Genomic DNA, 16,229 nt, shown 5'->3' on the forward strand with positions numbered 1-16,229 from the left:
GACCTCGCAGACCCTCGCTAGCCCCGGGACCGCACCCTGCCCGCCACCGAGGAGAAGGCGGCGGCCTCCAGCCCGTCGTCGAGCGGTTCGATCTCACCGTCGTACCCGGCGTGACGCAGGGCCTCCTGTATGAGCCGGTCGGTCAGCCAAGGGTTCTTCGGGAGCAGCGAGCCGTGCATGTAGGTGCCGTAGGCGTTGTTGCGCCGCGCCCCCTCGGTGCCGTCCTGCCCGTTGTTTCCATGTCCCGCGACGACGCGCCCCAGCGGCTCCGCGCCGTCCAGGATAGTGCGACCGCCGTGGTTCTCGAAGCCGACAACCTCCTGTTCCGGCCCTCCCTCCGGGTCCGGGACGCGCATCAGCACGTTGCCTATGAGACGCTCCTCGCCGTCGGCGGCGGGCTCGGTGTGGAGGTCCATGATCCCGAGCCCCGGCAGCTTCTCACCGCCGGCGGTCTCGTAATAGTGCCCCATGAGCTGGTAGCCGCCACACACACCGAGCACCACCCCGCCGTCGTCTGCGATGGCCCGCAGGTCCGCGCCCTTCGTGCCCGAGAGGTCGTCGGCCAGCAGCGCCTGTTCCCGGTCCTGGCCACCGCCGAACAGGAAGATGTCGCAGCCGGTGGGGCGAATGGATTCCCCGATGTTCACGTCCACCACATCAACATCCATACCGCGCCACTCGCAGCGTTTTCTGAGTGAGATCACATTCCCCCGGTCCCCGTACATGTTCATCATGTCCGCGTACAGGTGGTGGATGGTGAGCTTGTCTGGCTGCAAGTCGTGACTCCCTTCGTACCGGCGGCCCCGGACGCGATCTCATACGTAACACGATCTCCAAGGCGTCACGCGGCCGGAGCGCGAGCTGGAAGTCGAGCATAGCATAGAGCCCTGGAAGTCTCGTGTCTCCGAAGGCCCCGGTCAGTGGCGACGCGCCGCCGGAGGCACGATACGCCCGATCCTGCTGGAGTGCTACGACGTGGTACGTTATTAGCCCGTAAGCTCCGGTTCTATGAGGGGGCGCTTGTCCCGGGTGTTGGCTGCGGCTGGTATTGACGCTTGAGTTATAGACGTTACAGACGTTTCACCGCGAGGGGTGGCGCGGCTGCGCCCGTCTCCGGCGGACCGCTTGCCGGGGAAGCGGGAGAGACTGCTTCCCGGCCCCGATTCTCCGGATATCCGTTCAGCCTGGGGGTCGCCTCCGGGGACCCGGCGCCGGACGGCGTGGTGATCTGGACCAGGCTCGCCCCGGACCCGCTCGCGGCGGATGGGCGCGGCGGGATGCAGAGCGAGAGGGACAAGAACGTGCCGGTGCGGTGGCAGGTCGCCGAGGATGCGGGCTTCCGCCGCGTGGTCGGTCACGGCACGGAGCCCGCCCGGCCCGGGCTCGCCCACTCCGTACACGTCGAGGTGGAGGGCCTGAGACCCGGCAGAGAGTACTTCTACAGGTTCAAGGTCGGCTCCGAGACGAGCCCGGTCGGCAGGACAAAGACGGCCCCCGCGCCCGGGACCGCTCTAAACGAGATGTCTTTCGCGCTGTGTAGCTGCGCCAACTACCCTAGCGGCTACTTCACCGCCTACCGTTACATGGCGGAGGAGGACCTGGATCTCGTATTCGGGGTCGGAGACTATATCTACGAGGGCAAGGGCCCCCGCAACCCGATCCGGGGCCGGGAGCACCTCCCGCACAAGGAGGCCGTCTCGCTCGACGAGTACCGGCTGCGCTACGCACAGTACAAGTCCGACGAGGACCTCAAGGCCGCACACGCCGCCCACCCCTGGGCGCTGGTCCTCGACGACCACGAGCTGGACAACAACTGGGCCGGAGACGTACCCGTGGAGAGGTCCGGTATCCGGGGAGCAGCATTCATGGAGCGGCGCGCCGCCGCCTTCCAGGCCTACTACGAGCACACGCCCCTGCGGAGCACCTCGATGCCCCGGGGCTCGGACATGCGGCTCTATCGGCGGTTTACGTACGGGGACCTCGCCGAGTTCAACGTCCTCGACACCCGCCAGTACCGCTCGGATCAGGCCGCTGGAGACTTCGCGAAGCCGCCTCATCCGGCCCAGTCCGACCCGGAGCGCACCATCACCGGCGACGAGCAGGAGCGGTGGCTGCTGGATGGCCTGTCGCGCTCGCGGACGCGCTGGAACGCCCTGGTCCAGCAGGTCTTCTTTGCAAAGAGGGATATGGCCCCCGACGCCGGAGAGCTCTACAGCATGGACGCCTGGGACGGCTACCTGGCCTCCAGGGACCGGATCCTGCGCTTCCTCGAGGAGAGAGAGGTCCCGAACCCGGTGGTCCTGAGCGGCGACGTACACGACAACTGGGCGAACGACCTGCTCTCCGACTTCGACGACCCCGGCTCGCGCATCGTCGGCTCCGAGTTCGTCGGGACCTCCATAACCAGCTTCGGAGACGGCTCCGAGCACCGCAAGAACACCGGTAAGATCCTGGCGAAGAACCCGCACCTGAAGTTCTACAACAACCGGCGCGGCTACCTCCGCTGCCGGCTAACGCCCGATGAGTGGCGCACGGACTTCCGGGTGCTGCAGTACGTCACACGGCCCGGGTCCCCGATCTCGACCCGGGCAACGTTCGTAACCCGAAATGGTAGCCCGGGCGTGCATAGGACCACCGAGCAGTGAGTGGTAAGCATCGCCGTGTAGCCGTGTAGGTCGGCAGGACGCACAGAGTCTCGCCGAGTCTAACGGATAAACTCCCCGATATTCACGTCCCCCACATCCACACCTATCCCGCGCCACTCGCAGCGTTTTTTCAAAGAGATCACGTTCCTACGATCCCCGTACATGTTCGCCATGTCCGCGTACAGGTGGTGGATGGTGAGTTTGTTGGACTGCACGGTATGGCTCCCTTCGTGCCGCGCTCCCCACCGTGAACTGTAGTGCTCCAAGTAAGCTCCTCAGAGCGACTATAATACCTATGATAGGGAGTGTATGACACTAAGGTCAAAACATTTTAAGGTGTTACGTGACAAATTTTACAAAGACAAGCGTCTACAGTAATGCACTTGTCAACAGAAGTCACGGCGTGGACAAAGGTCAGCAAGCTGTGCTACAAGAAGCCTTGAACAAGTTTAGAGAAAGAGCGCAAACTGTAGCAGGTGATATCAACAGAAGTCTTCCAGAGTTCACAGTCCACGATATTAGTCACCTGGATGCTCTTTGGGAGATGGCAGACCTCGTAGTAGGCGATAGTCAAGACTTGACTCCTGTCGAGGCCTTTGTACTTGGCGGCGCTTTTTTGATACATGACCTTGGTATGGGTCTGGCTGCGTACCCCGGTGGTCTCGAAGAACTTCGAACAGATTATAGATGGTCAGATGCTATAGCCGCAGCTTGGCATAGTGAAAGAGGGAAACGTCCTAGTAGGAAAGAAATAGAGGAGCCCCCAGCTCAGATATTAGATAAAGCCACCGCTGAAATTTTAAGATTACGACATGCTGAGCAAGCAGAGCACCTGGCTTTAACGTCGTGGGAAAGCGGCGGTACTGACTATCATTTGATCGAAGATCCGGAGTTAAGAGCAGAGCTAGGCCCAATTATAGGTAGAATTGCGCATAGTCATTGGTGGTCCGTCGAGGAATTAGGAAGAGAGTTTCAGACTAACCTGGGAGCTCCACCGAGATTCCCGAGAAGCTGGACAACAGACCCATTAAAGATAGCTTGTATTTTGAGAGTATCGGATGCCAGCCATATTGATGCCCGAAGGGCACCTCCTTTCTTGCGTGCTGTACGCCAATCAGAAGGGTTTTCTGAGGAGCATTGGCATTTTCAAAGTCGTCTACATAAACCCCAATTACGAGATGATCGGTTACTTTATACAGCTAATCGTTCTTTCTCTGTACAAGAAGCAAATGCGTGGTGGTTGTGCCACGACACTCTGAGCATGGTGGATCGTGAATTGCGTCAAGTGGATGCCTTACTCGGGGATACCAATAGACAAAGGTTACAAGCTCGTGGGATAGTTGGTATTGAGGAACCATCTCGTCTTGCTCAGCACATCCGCACTGAGCAGTGGAGCCCCGTAGATGCTCGTGTGAGAGTTGGGGATGTAGCGAGGTTAGTAACTCGTCTTGGCGGCGAAGAATTGTACGGAAACGACCGCACAGTACCGCTAAGGGAGTTAATACAAAACGCTTGTGACGCAGTGCGGGCTCGCCGGGTACTTGAAGATAGAGCAGCAACATGGGGCGAAGTCACGGTTACATTAGAGGAAGATTCCGAAGGTACTCGTATAGACGTAGAAGACACAGGTGTCGGAATGTCCACGTCCATGCTGACAGATGCACTCCTCAATTTCGGCACAAGTTTCTGGGACTCCGAATCTATGAGGCTAGAGTTTCCCGGTCTTCTAGCGAGCGGTTTTAAGCCTACTGGTAAATATGGAATCGGCTTTTTCTCTGTCTTTATGTGGGGCCAGAGGGTGCAGGTCATAACTAGACAACCCGAACTGGCTCAAAGCGACACTTTGGTACTTGAGTTTCAAAACGGTCTAGATACTAGGCCAATAGTGCGCCGAGCGTCGCCAAGAGAAGTATTGCGAGATGGGGGAACCTGCGTACGCGTTTGGCTACATGAAAGTCCACAGGAGCCGAGAGGCCTCTTATACAGCGAACCAGAAGAAGGTACCCTTACATTGGAGCAAGTGTGCACTTCACTATGTCCATCGATTGATGTCGACCTCTACACTAGCGAATCTGGGGGGCTCGTAAGGTGGCAGTCCGCGCACAAGACTGGAAGACTATGGAGGGCGAAGACCTTCTTCGGCGCCTCGGCGGACCTCAGGCTGAAGACACCCGTGCTGCAACCGATCACGAAGGCGGGTTGCATTTGTCTTCGTTAGGACAGCACATACGTCCTCTAGAGGATGAGGAGGGAAACCTAGTGGGACGCATGTGCATAGCTCTTCCTCGGACTTCCTTTCACGAAAGAAGAGGCGGCAATTTTCAAGAACTCAGCGCTATCACGATAGGTGGGTTCAAAACTTCTAGTATCGGAGGCACTGGAGGTATAATCACAGGGGAATCTAAGAGAGCGTCACGGGACGTTGCTACTCCCAGTGTACGAAGCAAGGCATTGCAAGGATGGGCTTCTGAACAGGCTCAGTTACTAAGTCTGCTCTCTATAGATAAAGCGCTACAGGTAGATCTCGCGCAGATGGTTGCCCTATTTGGCGGTGATACAGGAAACCTGGCTGTAGCGAGGACCTCAACTGGATGGAAGACCTACAGTGAGTTATACGAGTGGAGTGGCAAATTTAGCTCTGTAATACTCGTGGACAGCATCTGGCTTAGGAAAAGGCAAGGCACTGAGTTGTTAAGCAATGTAATAGAAGTAGAAAGTGGTATACCTGGACTGACAGGATCCGTCGTTAGTGGAGCTTCCAGAGACACTTTAGAGTGGTTATCAGACGATGAGAATGTTGTTACTGGATATCCGTTACGGGAGAAGTCGCTACAGGACTTAGCTATTAAAGCCGTTGCCTCATCTTGGGGAGTCGACACAACAAGCTTGATGCAGAAACCTGAAGAAGGCGCGCAACCCACACCAAGAACAAAAGATGTAACAGTAGCCTATAAAAACTCAGAGCCTATTGTAGAAGATGCGGTGATGTTAAATAAACCGCAGCAGTCGTGAGGAGGGATTTGGTCTAGCAGGTTTATAAAAGTCCCTGGGAACACCAGGCTTCCCCTCAGCTCTAGTTTTGCTTTTGAACCATTTAGGTTGCAGTTGCTTAGCGGTTTTTGCAGTCGCTGGTGCGACAGAAGCGGTAGCTGTCGATCAGCTCAGAATTGAGGGTGCGTTATCTTTCCCACACCCTAGACGAAATTGAGCGTGACTGTATCCTCAGTCTGCTCAAGGTTCTGCAAGAACCCGGACTGAGTTCACTGAACGCCGGTGGCTGAAAGCTAATCCTCCCAGAACGGGTGGGTGTAGCCGAGCTCGCTCAATGTCTGCCGGATCTCCAGCATCGCCGTGTAGGTCGGCAGCACGTATAGTGTCTCGCCGGGCGGGGTAGCCTGTATCGCCTGCTTTATGGCCTGCTTGCGGTCCTCGATCACCTCTCCGACCGGCAAGTCCGCGTACTTGAGGCGTACGGCCATGTCTCCGGCGCGGATGCCGCTGACGCTGAACGGCCTGCCGTCTTCGGGGCGGGCCTCGGATAGCATCTCGAAGTCCACGTCCCACAGCCAGGAGACGTCGCGGCCGTCGGCGTCGCGGTCGTTTATGGCGATCAGGACGTTCTCTGCTCCGGCCGTCTCGGAGGTCGCGGCGACGAAGGTACGCAGGATCTCGTTGAAGCCGACCGGGTTCTTTATCAAGAGTAGAAACACCTCCCGGTCTCCGGCCTGTATCCGCTCGACCCTGCCGAATGCGCCGCCGAAGCCCTCTATACCCCGCGCTATCTCCTCTACTCCGACGCCCGACTCTCCGGCGACGGCGGCGGCCGCCAGCGCGTTGTACACGTTGTACAGTCCCGGCAGATCCAGGCGAATATCGCGGCTGCCGGCCGGGGTCTCTAGCAGGAAGTCCGTGCCGCGCGGGCCGTCCATCTTTACTTTCGAGGCGCGGTACGAGAGGCCGGGGCGGTCGAAGTCGCAGTTCTGGCAGCGGTACGTCCCTACGTGGCCCATGTACACGAGTTCGTAGTCGAGCGGCGTGCCGCACACGGGACAGTCCTTTGAGTCGGCGACGTGCTGGAGCTCTCCGGTGTCCAGCGCGGGCTCGTCCACCCCGAAGTACACCGGCCGCGCCCGGCCCGACCGGCGGCCGAGGCTGGCGACGAGCGGGTCGTCGGCGTTCAGGACCACCGAGCCGCCCTCGGGCAGATCGTCGAAGGCGGAGGCTATTATCTTTCCGGTATAGGCCAGCTCACCGTAACGGTCGAGCTGGTCGCGGAAGAGGTTCAGGACCGCGAGGGTGGAGAGCCTGGCCTCGGCGGCGACGCGGGGGACGTTTGCCTCGTCTACCTCGAAGAGCCCGATCCCGGCCCGCGGACGACCCGAAATCTCCGCGTCGGCGACGACGGCGGCGGTGACGCCGGTGACGAGGTTCGCCCCGGTCGAGTTATTGACGGCCCGCAGCCCGGCGGCGTCGAAGATTCGCCCGACCATCCTGGTGGTCGTGGTCTTGCCGTTGGTGCCCGTGAGCGCGACCGCGCCGCGCGGCAGGCGCGCCGAGACTTTGGCGAGCGCCTCCGGGTCCACCCGGCGGGCTATCACACCCGGCACAGTCGAGCCGCCGCCGCGACCAGTGAGGCGGCTCGCGTACTGCGCAGCGCGGGCGGCGAGTATCGCGGCCGAGAGCCGGGCGTTTCCGAGAACTTCGAGGAGCTTGGGAGGCTTCATGGCCGGGGATTATAGACGCTGGGTAAGGATGGTTTCGACGCCGCTCTCTGATCGGTATACTCTGTAACCAATCGTCCAATCTTCCCCGGGGAGTAGCGGTGCGCGCTCAAAGCCCGAAGGTGCCGGTCCTGCTTGCGGTGGCAGCATTCGTTCTGGTCGTTTTGGCGCTCGTCCTGACGGGCTGTAGCGTCTCTGACGCCCCGGGCTCGCCCTTCGCCAGTCCGTTCGATGAGGCGGTCGAGCGCGGCGTAATCCGCGACTCCGAGGAGGTTTCGGCGGAGACGGAGGGCGCCTTGGTGGCGGCGGAGTCCGGCTCCGTGTGGACGATGGATCACGGGGACTACGAGTGCGGCTGCGGCGACGTCGCATCCGCGGCTTCTGCGGCCGCGGATGCTGCTGGTCCCGTACGGCTGGTATGCTCCTGCGCCGCGCCGCGCTACACGTTCGTGAACCGGATAGACCCGGAGTCCGGGGAGAGAACCGGGAGGCTCAGGCTGGAGGGCTCGGACATTCTGGACCTGGAGCGCGTCGGAGGCTCCCCGTGGATAGTCTCCGAGGCCGAGATCGCCGCGCTCGGCCAAAATGGTGAGGATGACGCGGCGGAGCGCAGCGTCCAGATAGGCCGGCTGTCCGGCGGCGAGTATGTAAACGCCGCGGACTATGGCGGCGGCCACGTGTGGCTTGCGGGCCATCGTGGAACGGTTTCCCGTCTATCTCCTGGAGACGATACGCCGTCCCCTGTGGCCCGCCTCGGGGTTGGGGTGAGCGATATCGCCGTGGACGAGAGTGCGGTCTGGGTCGCCAGCGGGAGGGGATTCGAGAAGGGGAGAAAAGCGATAAACGGCCTCACGCGCCTGGACCCGGAGAGCGGCGAGGTGGTTTCCGAAGTACGGATCGAGGCCGGAAAGCCCGCGGGCGGCCCCGGGGACGTCGCGGTGGACGAGGATACGGGCAGCGTCTGGACGGCCTCGAACAACGGCAAGCTGCTCCAGATAGACCCCGGTACGAACGAGGTCATGAGCCAAAAGAAGCTCGGCGATTACGCGCGGATAGAGGCGGCGCGGGAGGGCTCCGTCTGGGTCAACGTCCTGGAGCCGGACGGTAAGCTCGTCCGGGTAGACGGCGAGACGGGTGAGGTCGTGGGCTCGATCCGAACCTCCGTCAGCGGGGCCGCCGCCAGCGGGGACCACCTCTGGGTAATGCGAGACGACAGGCTCTTCAGGCTCACGGTCTAGTCGGCGCGAGCGCGGTAAGAAAGTGCGGTAAAAATAGCGGATACAGGTCTCCAGGAGTTAATAAGGAAAAAGGAGTGGAATGCCGGACGTGACCCTCAGCCTAAAGCAGGCGCCCGATACGGGAGACGCGGAGCGGCTCGAACGGGCGCTAAAGAGGCTGGACTACGTGAGCCTGGCGAGCGTGGACGCCGAGAAGGAGCTGGTCGCCGTCTCCTACACCGGCGGGGCGGACGAGCTCGCGGAGATCGGACGCGCCCTCCGGGAGGCGGGCTTCGAGTACGAGCCCACGCCCGGCGCGGACCACGTCGAGGACCCCGGAAACTAGCCGCGGGCGGAAGATGAGAAGCCTGGACGATCTCCTGCGCCGCGTCGCCGAAGGCGGGCTCTCCCCCGCCGACGCGGCGGCGCGTCTGGAGAGCAGCGAGGTGCGATACCTGGACGATTTCGCCGCGCTCGACCGGGGCCGGGCGGCGCGCAAGGGAGTCCCCGAGGTCGTGTACGCCCCGGGCAAGACGCCGGAGCAGGTAGCCGCTATCTGCTCGGCCCTGATCCAACCGGGCCCAGAAAACGCGGGAGACGCTGGGGACGCTGGGTACGCCGGAGACCGGCGCGTGATCGTGAGCGGCGCCAAAAAAGATCACCTCCTGGAGCTCGAACGCTCGCTGCCGGATACGCCGGCAGAATGGTCCGGGCGTGCGCTCGTGATCGGTAGCGGCGAGCCGGCGGGGACCGGGGCCCGGGTAGGTGCGCTGTGCGCCGGGACCTCCGACCTGCCGGCGCTCGGGGAGGCGCTCGCCGTTGCGCGGGAGATGGGCGCCGCCGTCGAGAGCTTCCACGACGTGGGCGTCGCGGGTCTGCACCGGCTGGTCGCGCCCCTGGAGCGACTCGAAGAGTTCGACCCGGACTGCCTGATAGTCGCCGCCGGGATGGAGGGGGCGCTGCCGAGCGTGATCTCCGGTCTTGTCGGCGTGCCCGTGGTGGGCCTCCCGACCTCCACCGGCTACGGTCTCGGCGGCGACGGAACCGCCGCCATAATGGGGATGCTCCAGAGCTGCTCTCCGGGACTCTCCGTGGTCAACGTGGACAACGGGGTCGGCGCGGGCGCGACGGCGGCTCTCATGGCCAACCGCGCCGCCGGTCGTACCCGGTAGCCCCCGGTAGCGTGACGTAGCGTGGCGCGGCTCTTCGTCGCCGTCGTGCCGCCGCCGGACATCCAGCGGGAAGCGTTGCGCCAGGCGAGGTCCCTGTCGTGGAGCGGGGCGGTGCGGTGGCTACCGCCGGAGAACGTACACCTGACCCTCAAGTTCCTCGGCGAGGTGCCGGAGACACCGGACTCGAAGCTCCCCGAGCTGCACGAGACGATAACGGCACTGTGTAGCGGACACGGGGCGTTCGACCTGTCGCTCCGCGGCGCCGGTGCGTTTCCCTCCGTGCGGCGGGCGTGCGTCCTGTGGGTCGGCGCCAGTGAGGGCTCGGGGCCTCTCGGAGCCCTCGCGCGGGATCTGGAGGATGGTCTGGAGAAGCTGGGGTTCGGACGTGAGACCCGCCCGTTCCGGCCCCACGCCACGGTGGCCCGGGCGAAAGGCGGCGGGGCCCGATTGGAGGACCCGGCAGCGGCAGATACCGTAGGCCCGCTGGACTTCAGGGCCGGGAGCATCGAGCTGATGCGGAGCCGGCTCTCGCAGGAGGGCGCGGCCTACTCAAACGTGGCCTCTTACCCGCTGAGGTCCTAGGCTCCGGCGGCTATATGACGGAGAACAGGGGCCCGATAGACATCAGGATAAACAGGAGTATCAGGATCATGGCGACCAACATTATGAAATTTTGCCCGCTCATCCACCACGCCTTTCACTCATCTCAGGCATCTTGGGCCTCCTTCTCTCACACCATTCTATCTTTTCGGCGGTTTCCCGTCCGGCGGCGATATGGGGCGGCTGCTATTCTCTCCGGCATGTTTGGCACGTCTTTTGGTACGTTTGCGGGCCGGGAGAGCATAGAGCGCGTACACCTCGTCTTCAACCCCGCGGCGGGTCGGAGGCGATCCGGCAGGCGTCAGGGTGAGATCTCGGCCTTCCTCAGAGACCGGGGCGTGGAGGCGGTCTGGCACGTCACCGGGGGCCGGGGACACGCCACGGAGATAGTCCACGGCCTGCCCGATGACGCTCTGGTGGCCTCGGTCGGGGGCGACGGCACGGCGCACGAGGTTGCCGCCGCCTGCTCGGGCACCTCCCGCACGATGGCCGTCCTGCCGGTCGGCAGCGGCAACGACTACGTCAAGGCGCTCGGCGTCGGCACGGATCTCGGCGGCGCGCTGCGGATGCTGGCCGACGGGGAACCAAAGCTCGTGGACACGGGCGTGGTGAGCACAGAAAACCAGTCCGGCATACCGTTCAACAACGGCCTCGGCATCGGCTTCGACGCCCAGGTCGCGGAGGGTGTGGCCTCGGCCCCGCGCGGCCTGGGGGGCCCGGGCGGTTACCTGTACTCCGTCGGGCGGCTGCTCCGGGGCTTCGAGTGCAAGGACGTCGGCGTGAGGCTGGACGGCGAGGAGCCCTCGGCCTCGGAGACGATCCTGGTCGCCGTCGCGCTCGGCACCACCTACGGGGCGATCTTCCGCTTCACCCCCGACGCCCGGCTGGATGACGGCCGCTTCGACGTGGTGTGGACCACGAAGGTCTCCATCGCCGACGTGCTGCGGCTCCTGCCCCGCGTGCTGCGCGGCACGCACGTAGGACACCCCCGGATACGCACCGCCCGCGCCACAGAGGTCGAGATAGAGCTGTCCGAGCCGCTACCGGCCCACGTGGACGGCGAGCTCTTAAAGCCCGCCAGAAGGTTCGAGATCCGCCTCCTCCCGAATAACCTGCGCATCGTCGCGCCCCGAAGCTCCGAACCCTCCTATTAAAACGCGCCTTTTTGTGATAGAAAACGCATTCAGCACATACCAGAAGCTGGTATCCGCCGTACGGGAGATCCGCGACGGATAGAAAGCCGGAACTCCAGAGAGCTATAGAGGTTGGGAACGTTGAGAGCATTCGTATTTCCAGGACAGGGCAGCGGCGTGACCGAACCGGATGATGGCCGTCTGGCCGCGATCCGGGGCGTTATCGGGGAGTGGGTCCCGGATCAGGTCAAGCTCTTCTCCCGGGCCGCCGGGGATACGGACGAGAGCTTGGCCCTGGGCGTACGCCCTGACGTCGTAGCCGGACACTCGCTCGGGGAGTACGGCGCGGCCTATGCCGCCGGCTGCTTCGACTTCGAGACGGGCCTCAGGCTCGTGGCCCGCCGGGACCACCTCCTGGCCGAGGCCGCCGAGCACACCCCGGGGGGCATGGTCGCGGTGCTCAAGTCCAGCCCCGAGGAGGTCGAGCGGGCGCTGGAAGACACCGAAGGCTCCTTTATCGCCAACTACAACTCGCCGCGGCAGACCGTGATCTCGGGCCTCAAGGACGCCCTGAACGACGCGGTCGAGAAGATCCGGGGCCGCACCATCATGCTGAACGTCTCCTTCGCCGCCCACTCGCCGTACGTGTCGGCCGCCGCAGACCGGATGCGGGAGTCGCTGGAGTCCGCCGAGTTCCGCGCGCCCGAGGTGCCTTTCGTAAGCGCGATGGACGGCAGCGTCCTGCACCGCGCGGAGGAGGTAAAAGATGCGCTCAAGGGCCAGATGGTCGCCCCCGTGCGCTGGGTGCGGGTCGTGGACACGCTGGCCCGGCTCCGGGTCGAGGAGTGGGTCGAGCTCGGCGGCGGCGGGGTGCTCACCCGGATGCTCCGCGACTTCGAATCGCCCCTCAAGGGAGTAACGTTCGAGGACCTGCGCAGCCGCGTGGCGGATCTACCCGCCCAGGCGCGCAACCTCCTCCCCGGCTCCCACGACACCCCTGAAACTCCTGAAACGCCGGACCCCGCGGCAGACGGAGGAGCCGACCGCTAGAACTCGCCGGAGCAAACTTCCGGGGCACTTTCCGGCTTCCCGCGAAACGCCGCGACGAACGATTGCAACACGACGAGGGCCGGGGTATATGCCCCGGCCCTCGTTACGCCGCGCCGCCGGTTTGCCCTCCAGAGGCTAGCGGGCGGCCTCTGCGCGTTCCTCGGACTTGGCCTGCTCCTCGGGGATCGCTCCGCTTGAGATGGCGATCATGTCCTCATCCCGCATGGAGACCGTGCCGGACGAGCTGGCCCACACGCCGATGGAGAAGCCCTCGTCCACCGGCTCGCCGAGCTTCTGCTCGTAGGAGACCTCCTCGCCGTCGGAGACGAGCGGGGTCGCCGGCTTAAGGAAGCGCCCGCCGAGCGGCAGGTTCACCCCGGAGACCTTGTCCACCAGCGACTCGAACTCCGCCGCGGGCTGGCGAGTCTTGATGTCGCCGTACTCCTTGCTCGCCACGCCCTTCGGGATCACGAGGTAGCCGTTGGTGGTGCGGCGCACGAAGGCGTCGCCCTCCCCGAGGGACTCGATGCCCATCTCGTTCAGGTACGGGCCGCCGTCTATGACGGAGAGGCTGCCTTCCTGATCCTCGACGTCCACCCCGGAGAGCCGCAGGAGCTCGGTGGCCGACGCGCCCAACGGAGCCTCGTACAGGCTTATGTCCAGCTCCGGGCCGAACACCTGCATGTGCTTGGTGGTGACGGGCTTGCCCCGGAAGAGGGCGTTGTAGATGTTCAGCAAGGACTCGGAGTTGTTCACGATGTGCCCGGCGTCCGGCGGGATGCCCGGGCGCTTTGAGCCATCCGGGTTCTCTATGCGGCGCGGGACCCACAGGTCCTTGTCGAAGACGTTCTTTATGAGGGTCTTCTCCTCGCCGAGGGCGTACTTGTCCGGCACGTGGGAGACCTCGTACAGGCCGTTGGCGTTCTCGTCGTACGCCGAGAACCAGTCCTCGTCCTTGTAGTGGACGCCCATCACGATCTTCTCGAAGCCGAAGATCGTCTTCATCGCCTCGTACAGCTCCAGGAACTCCTCGAAGTAGACCCGGTGGATCATCTTGTCCGCCCAGTAACCGGGCTCGGACTCGGTGCAGTTGACGATGAGGCGCGCCTGCGGCTTCTTGTACTTGAAATACGTCGGGAAGCCGCCGCCCCCGGCCCCTACCACGCCGGCCTGGCGGATGATCTCGACCGCCTCGTCCCTGCCGAGCGCCTTTACCTCTTCCAGCGTCCGCTGCTTCATCTCGACCACTTCAGGCCCTCTTCCTCTCGTTACCTTTAGGTACTTTTAGTTACAAAGCACCCTCACCTCATTACAACCAGTATAGACTACGCATCTTTGTGTTGCTAGTTGCCAGTATCTTTTCATTCCCTTGCGGAGCCGGCTGTCGGTCCGCACACACCCCGTTCGCGGGCGGCTCTGGTAGACTCGGTTTCGTTATGGGACTTGGAAAGCGCACGGCCAACATACTGCTCGGGATTGCGATCTTCCTGTTCCTCGTCTGGGGTACGCGGCTCTTCGTGTTCTTCGGCGAGCTACAGGCCGGGACGCTGCCAGCGCCGGCGGTTCACCTGGCGATGGTGATCATAAACCTGGCTATAGGGGCGTATCTCGCGTACCTCGGCATTAGTGGACGACGCTCGTCCGGGGCGATGACCCAGCGGGTGGAGTAGCCCGGGTAGATTAGACCGTTAGGACGACCTTCCCCGACGGACGTTGCCGGAGAGGTCGGCGCTGGTGTAGTTCGGGGTGATGGAGCGTAGGAGCTCGGCGGTGCCTTCGGAGTCGTGGCAGCGGGCGCGGGCGACCATCTCGTTCACCAGTTGCAGGAACCTGTCGCCGCCGTCGCCGTTGTGGCCATCTCCGTCCGGACCCTTGCCGGGGCTTACGCGCAGCACCATCGGGTGGTCCGTATCGTTCTGGTGCTCGCTCTGCTCCAGGAGCTCTTCCCGGAGCTTCTCTCCGGGCCGGAGTCCGGTGTACTTTATCTGTACTCCGCTGGCGCCCATTATCTCGATCATCTTTCTGGCGAGGTCCGTTATGGAGACGGGACGGCCCATCTCGAGGACGTAGGTGCCGTAGGAGTCGGCCATCGCGCTCGCCTGCAGGATGAGGGAAACCGCCTCGGGGATGGTCATGAAGTACCGGATCATCTCGGGGTGGGTTACCGTTACCGGGCCGCCGGCCTCTATCTGCTGGCGGAAGGTCGGTACGACCGATCCCCGGCTGCCGAGCACGTTTCCGAAGCGGACCGAGGCGTAGATCGTGGCCGGGTACAGGCGCGAGAGGCTCTGGACCAGCATCTCGGAGAGCCGTTTGGTCGCGCCCATAACGTTGGCCGGGTTTACCGCCTTGTCGGTCGAGACGTTGACGAACTTCTCGGCCCCATGCTCCCCGGCCATCCGGGCGACGTTCAGGGTGCCGAAGACGTTGTTGAGTACGGCCTCGGCGACTCGCTCCTCCATGAGCGGGACGTGCTTGTAGGCGGCGGCGTGGAAGACCACCTGGGGGGCAGATCCTTCGAAGGTATCCTCCATCCCCTCCGGCGAGGTCACGTCACCCACCTGATACTCGGCCTCGGAGAAGCCCTCGCGGGCGAGGTCCTGGCTGAGGTAGTAGAGGCCGCTCTCGTCGCGGTCCATGAGCGTGAGATGCTCCGGGGCGAGGCGCGAGATCTGGCGTGAAAGCTCCCGCCCGATGCTGCCGCCCGCGCCCGTTACGAGCACCCGCTTGCCGCTTATGTGCTCGGAGAGGGCGGCGAGGTCTATGTTGACCGGCTCCCGGCCGAGGAGGTCCTCGATCTGGAGCTCGCGCAGCCTGAAGGCGTTTTCGGAGAGCACCTCGTCCAGGTCGGGCATGATCTTGACCTCGACCGAAGCCTCGGTGCAGACCCGCCAGATGGCGTTCATCTGGTCCCAGTCCGCGTAGGGGGTGGCGATGATGACCTGCTGCACGTCATGTTCGGGGACGATGGAGCCCAGGTCCTCGAGGCCGCCGAGCACCGGCGCGCCCTCTATGCGGCGGCCCTTCTCGGCGGGCGACTCGCTCACGAAGCCGACCACCTGCAGGTTCAGCGCCGTCGAGCGCCAGATGTGGCTGGCGAGGGCGACGCCGGGCTCCTCGGTACCCACGATGACCGTGCGGGTGCGGGTGCCGATCTCGCGCAAGGAGAGCTCGTAGAAAAAGCGCGGGTACAGCCTGACGGCGACGAGCTGTAAGTAGGCCAGCAGCGCCCCCACGATCACCACGCTGAGCGGGAACGGGCGCAGGTCGAAGATCACACCCAATATCACGTCCACGATAAAGATGATCCCGGCGGCTATGGAGGTCGCGCTCGCCACGCGCACGCCCTGGTAGATCCCGGTGTAGCGCAGCACGCTCTGGTACACGCCGCTCTCGTACAACAGCGCGACGAAGATGGCGGCGCTCAGAAAGGCGAAGGGCCAGAACGAGGCCCAGAAATCCGGCGGCACGTCGCCGTTGAAGCGGAAGAGCAACGCGATGGCGAATGACTCCACCACTATGGCGACGTCCACCAGCATCGCCGCCCCGCGCCGCATGCCGGGAGGCGACCGCTGGAACACGCGCTGCAGACGCTCGGTCACCTGGAGAAACGCTCTCTGCAATCTCATCATAGGCTCACAGTGTCACCCGTCTGCCCCTTTCCGGCAAGTTTTGCGACAAGTTCCATCTC

General features: G+C 63.5%; 15 protein-coding genes. 10 read left to right on the forward strand and 5 right to left on the reverse strand.

The window, feature by feature from the left end:
- Window positions 1-17 precede the first annotated feature (17 nt).
- Window positions 18-776 (reverse strand): type 1 glutamine amidotransferase, encoded by a 759-nt coding sequence (locus tag ABD53_RS03185; protein ID WP_235401278.1) that lies wholly within the window; start codon window positions 774-776, stop codon window positions 18-20.
- 279 nt (window positions 777-1,055) lie between these two features.
- Here ABD53_RS03185 and ABD53_RS03190 point away from each other — a divergent pair, with 279 nt between their 5' ends.
- The gene (locus ABD53_RS03190; protein WP_047864296.1) at window positions 1,056-2,645 is read left to right on the forward strand and encodes an alkaline phosphatase D family protein; all 1,590 of its coding nucleotides are present in this window, start codon (window positions 1,056-1,058) and stop codon (window positions 2,643-2,645) included.
- 59 nt (window positions 2,646-2,704) lie between these two features.
- Here ABD53_RS03190 and ABD53_RS16775 read toward each other — a convergent pair whose 3' ends face one another.
- Complete coding sequence (locus tag ABD53_RS16775) at window positions 2,705-2,860, reverse strand: hypothetical protein (RefSeq protein ID WP_200900258.1); 156 nt, start codon at window positions 2,858-2,860, stop codon at window positions 2,705-2,707.
- A gap of 209 nt (window positions 2,861-3,069) precedes the next feature.
- Here ABD53_RS16775 and ABD53_RS18080 point away from each other — a divergent pair, with 209 nt between their 5' ends.
- Together ABD53_RS18080 and ABD53_RS16780 are read left to right on the forward strand one after the other, a co-directional pair.
- Window positions 3,070-4,863, forward strand: a complete 1,794-nt coding sequence (locus tag ABD53_RS18080) for an HD domain-containing protein (RefSeq protein ID WP_456114846.1) — start codon at window positions 3,070-3,072, stop codon at window positions 4,861-4,863.
- 41 nt (window positions 4,864-4,904) lie between these two features.
- A complete protein-coding gene (locus ABD53_RS16780; protein ID WP_152670550.1) occupies window positions 4,905-5,657 on the forward strand; it encodes a hypothetical protein in 753 nt (250 codons plus the stop codon).
- A 272-nt stretch (window positions 5,658-5,929) separates the two neighbouring features.
- On the opposite strand, the gene ABD53_RS03200 is transcribed toward ABD53_RS16780, so the two are convergent.
- On the reverse strand, window positions 5,930-7,369 hold the full coding sequence (locus ABD53_RS03200) for a MurT ligase domain-containing protein (protein WP_047864298.1): 1,440 nt from the start codon (window positions 7,367-7,369) through the stop codon (window positions 5,930-5,932).
- 98 nt (window positions 7,370-7,467) lie between these two features.
- Here ABD53_RS03200 and ABD53_RS03205 point away from each other — a divergent pair, with 98 nt between their 5' ends.
- The 6 genes from ABD53_RS03205 (at window position 7,468) to ABD53_RS03230 (ending at window position 12,538) form a co-directional block, all read left to right on the forward strand.
- Entirely contained in the window at window positions 7,468-8,604 is a 1,137-nt protein-coding gene (locus tag ABD53_RS03205; RefSeq protein ID WP_047864299.1) for an NHL repeat-containing protein, read from the forward strand.
- 79 nt (window positions 8,605-8,683) lie between these two features.
- Complete coding sequence (locus tag ABD53_RS03210) at window positions 8,684-8,929, forward strand: heavy-metal-associated domain-containing protein (RefSeq protein WP_047864300.1); 246 nt, start codon at window positions 8,684-8,686, stop codon at window positions 8,927-8,929.
- 13 nt (window positions 8,930-8,942) lie between these two features.
- A complete protein-coding gene (gene larB / locus ABD53_RS03215) occupies window positions 8,943-9,755 on the forward strand; it encodes a nickel pincer cofactor biosynthesis protein LarB (RefSeq protein WP_047864301.1) in 813 nt (270 codons plus the stop codon).
- Between the two features lie 21 nt (window positions 9,756-9,776).
- Window positions 9,777-10,337 carry an RNA 2',3'-cyclic phosphodiesterase gene (gene thpR, locus ABD53_RS15620; RefSeq protein WP_053057617.1) on the forward strand — a complete coding sequence of 187 codons (561 nt, stop codon included), beginning with the start codon at window positions 9,777-9,779 and terminating at the stop codon, window positions 10,335-10,337.
- Window positions 10,338-10,555: 218 nt separating this feature from the next.
- A complete protein-coding gene (locus ABD53_RS03225) occupies window positions 10,556-11,509 on the forward strand; it encodes a diacylglycerol/lipid kinase family protein (protein ID WP_053057618.1) in 954 nt (317 codons plus the stop codon).
- 156 nt (window positions 11,510-11,665) lie between these two features.
- Window positions 11,666-12,538, forward strand: a complete 873-nt coding sequence (locus ABD53_RS03230; protein WP_053057619.1) for an ACP S-malonyltransferase — start codon at window positions 11,666-11,668, stop codon at window positions 12,536-12,538.
- A gap of 135 nt (window positions 12,539-12,673) precedes the next feature.
- Here ABD53_RS03230 and ABD53_RS03235 read toward each other — a convergent pair whose 3' ends face one another.
- Entirely contained in the window at window positions 12,674-13,777 is a 1,104-nt protein-coding gene (locus ABD53_RS03235; protein WP_235401302.1) for a proton-conducting membrane transporter, read from the reverse strand.
- Window positions 13,778-13,974: 197 nt separating this feature from the next.
- Here ABD53_RS03235 and ABD53_RS03240 point away from each other — a divergent pair, with 197 nt between their 5' ends.
- Window positions 13,975-14,208, forward strand: coding sequence for a hypothetical protein (locus tag ABD53_RS03240; protein ID WP_047864303.1), 234 nt, complete (start codon window positions 13,975-13,977; stop codon window positions 14,206-14,208).
- A gap of 18 nt (window positions 14,209-14,226) precedes the next feature.
- Here ABD53_RS03240 and ABD53_RS03245 read toward each other — a convergent pair whose 3' ends face one another.
- The gene (locus tag ABD53_RS03245; RefSeq protein WP_160309609.1) at window positions 14,227-16,161 is read right to left on the reverse strand and encodes a polysaccharide biosynthesis protein; all 1,935 of its coding nucleotides are present in this window, start codon (window positions 16,159-16,161) and stop codon (window positions 14,227-14,229) included.
- Window positions 16,162-16,229: the final 68 nt, after the last annotated feature.

Source organism: Rubrobacter aplysinae, from assembly GCF_001029505.1.
Classification (GTDB): Bacteria; Actinomycetota; Rubrobacteria; order Rubrobacterales; family Rubrobacteraceae; genus Rubrobacter_A; species Rubrobacter_A aplysinae.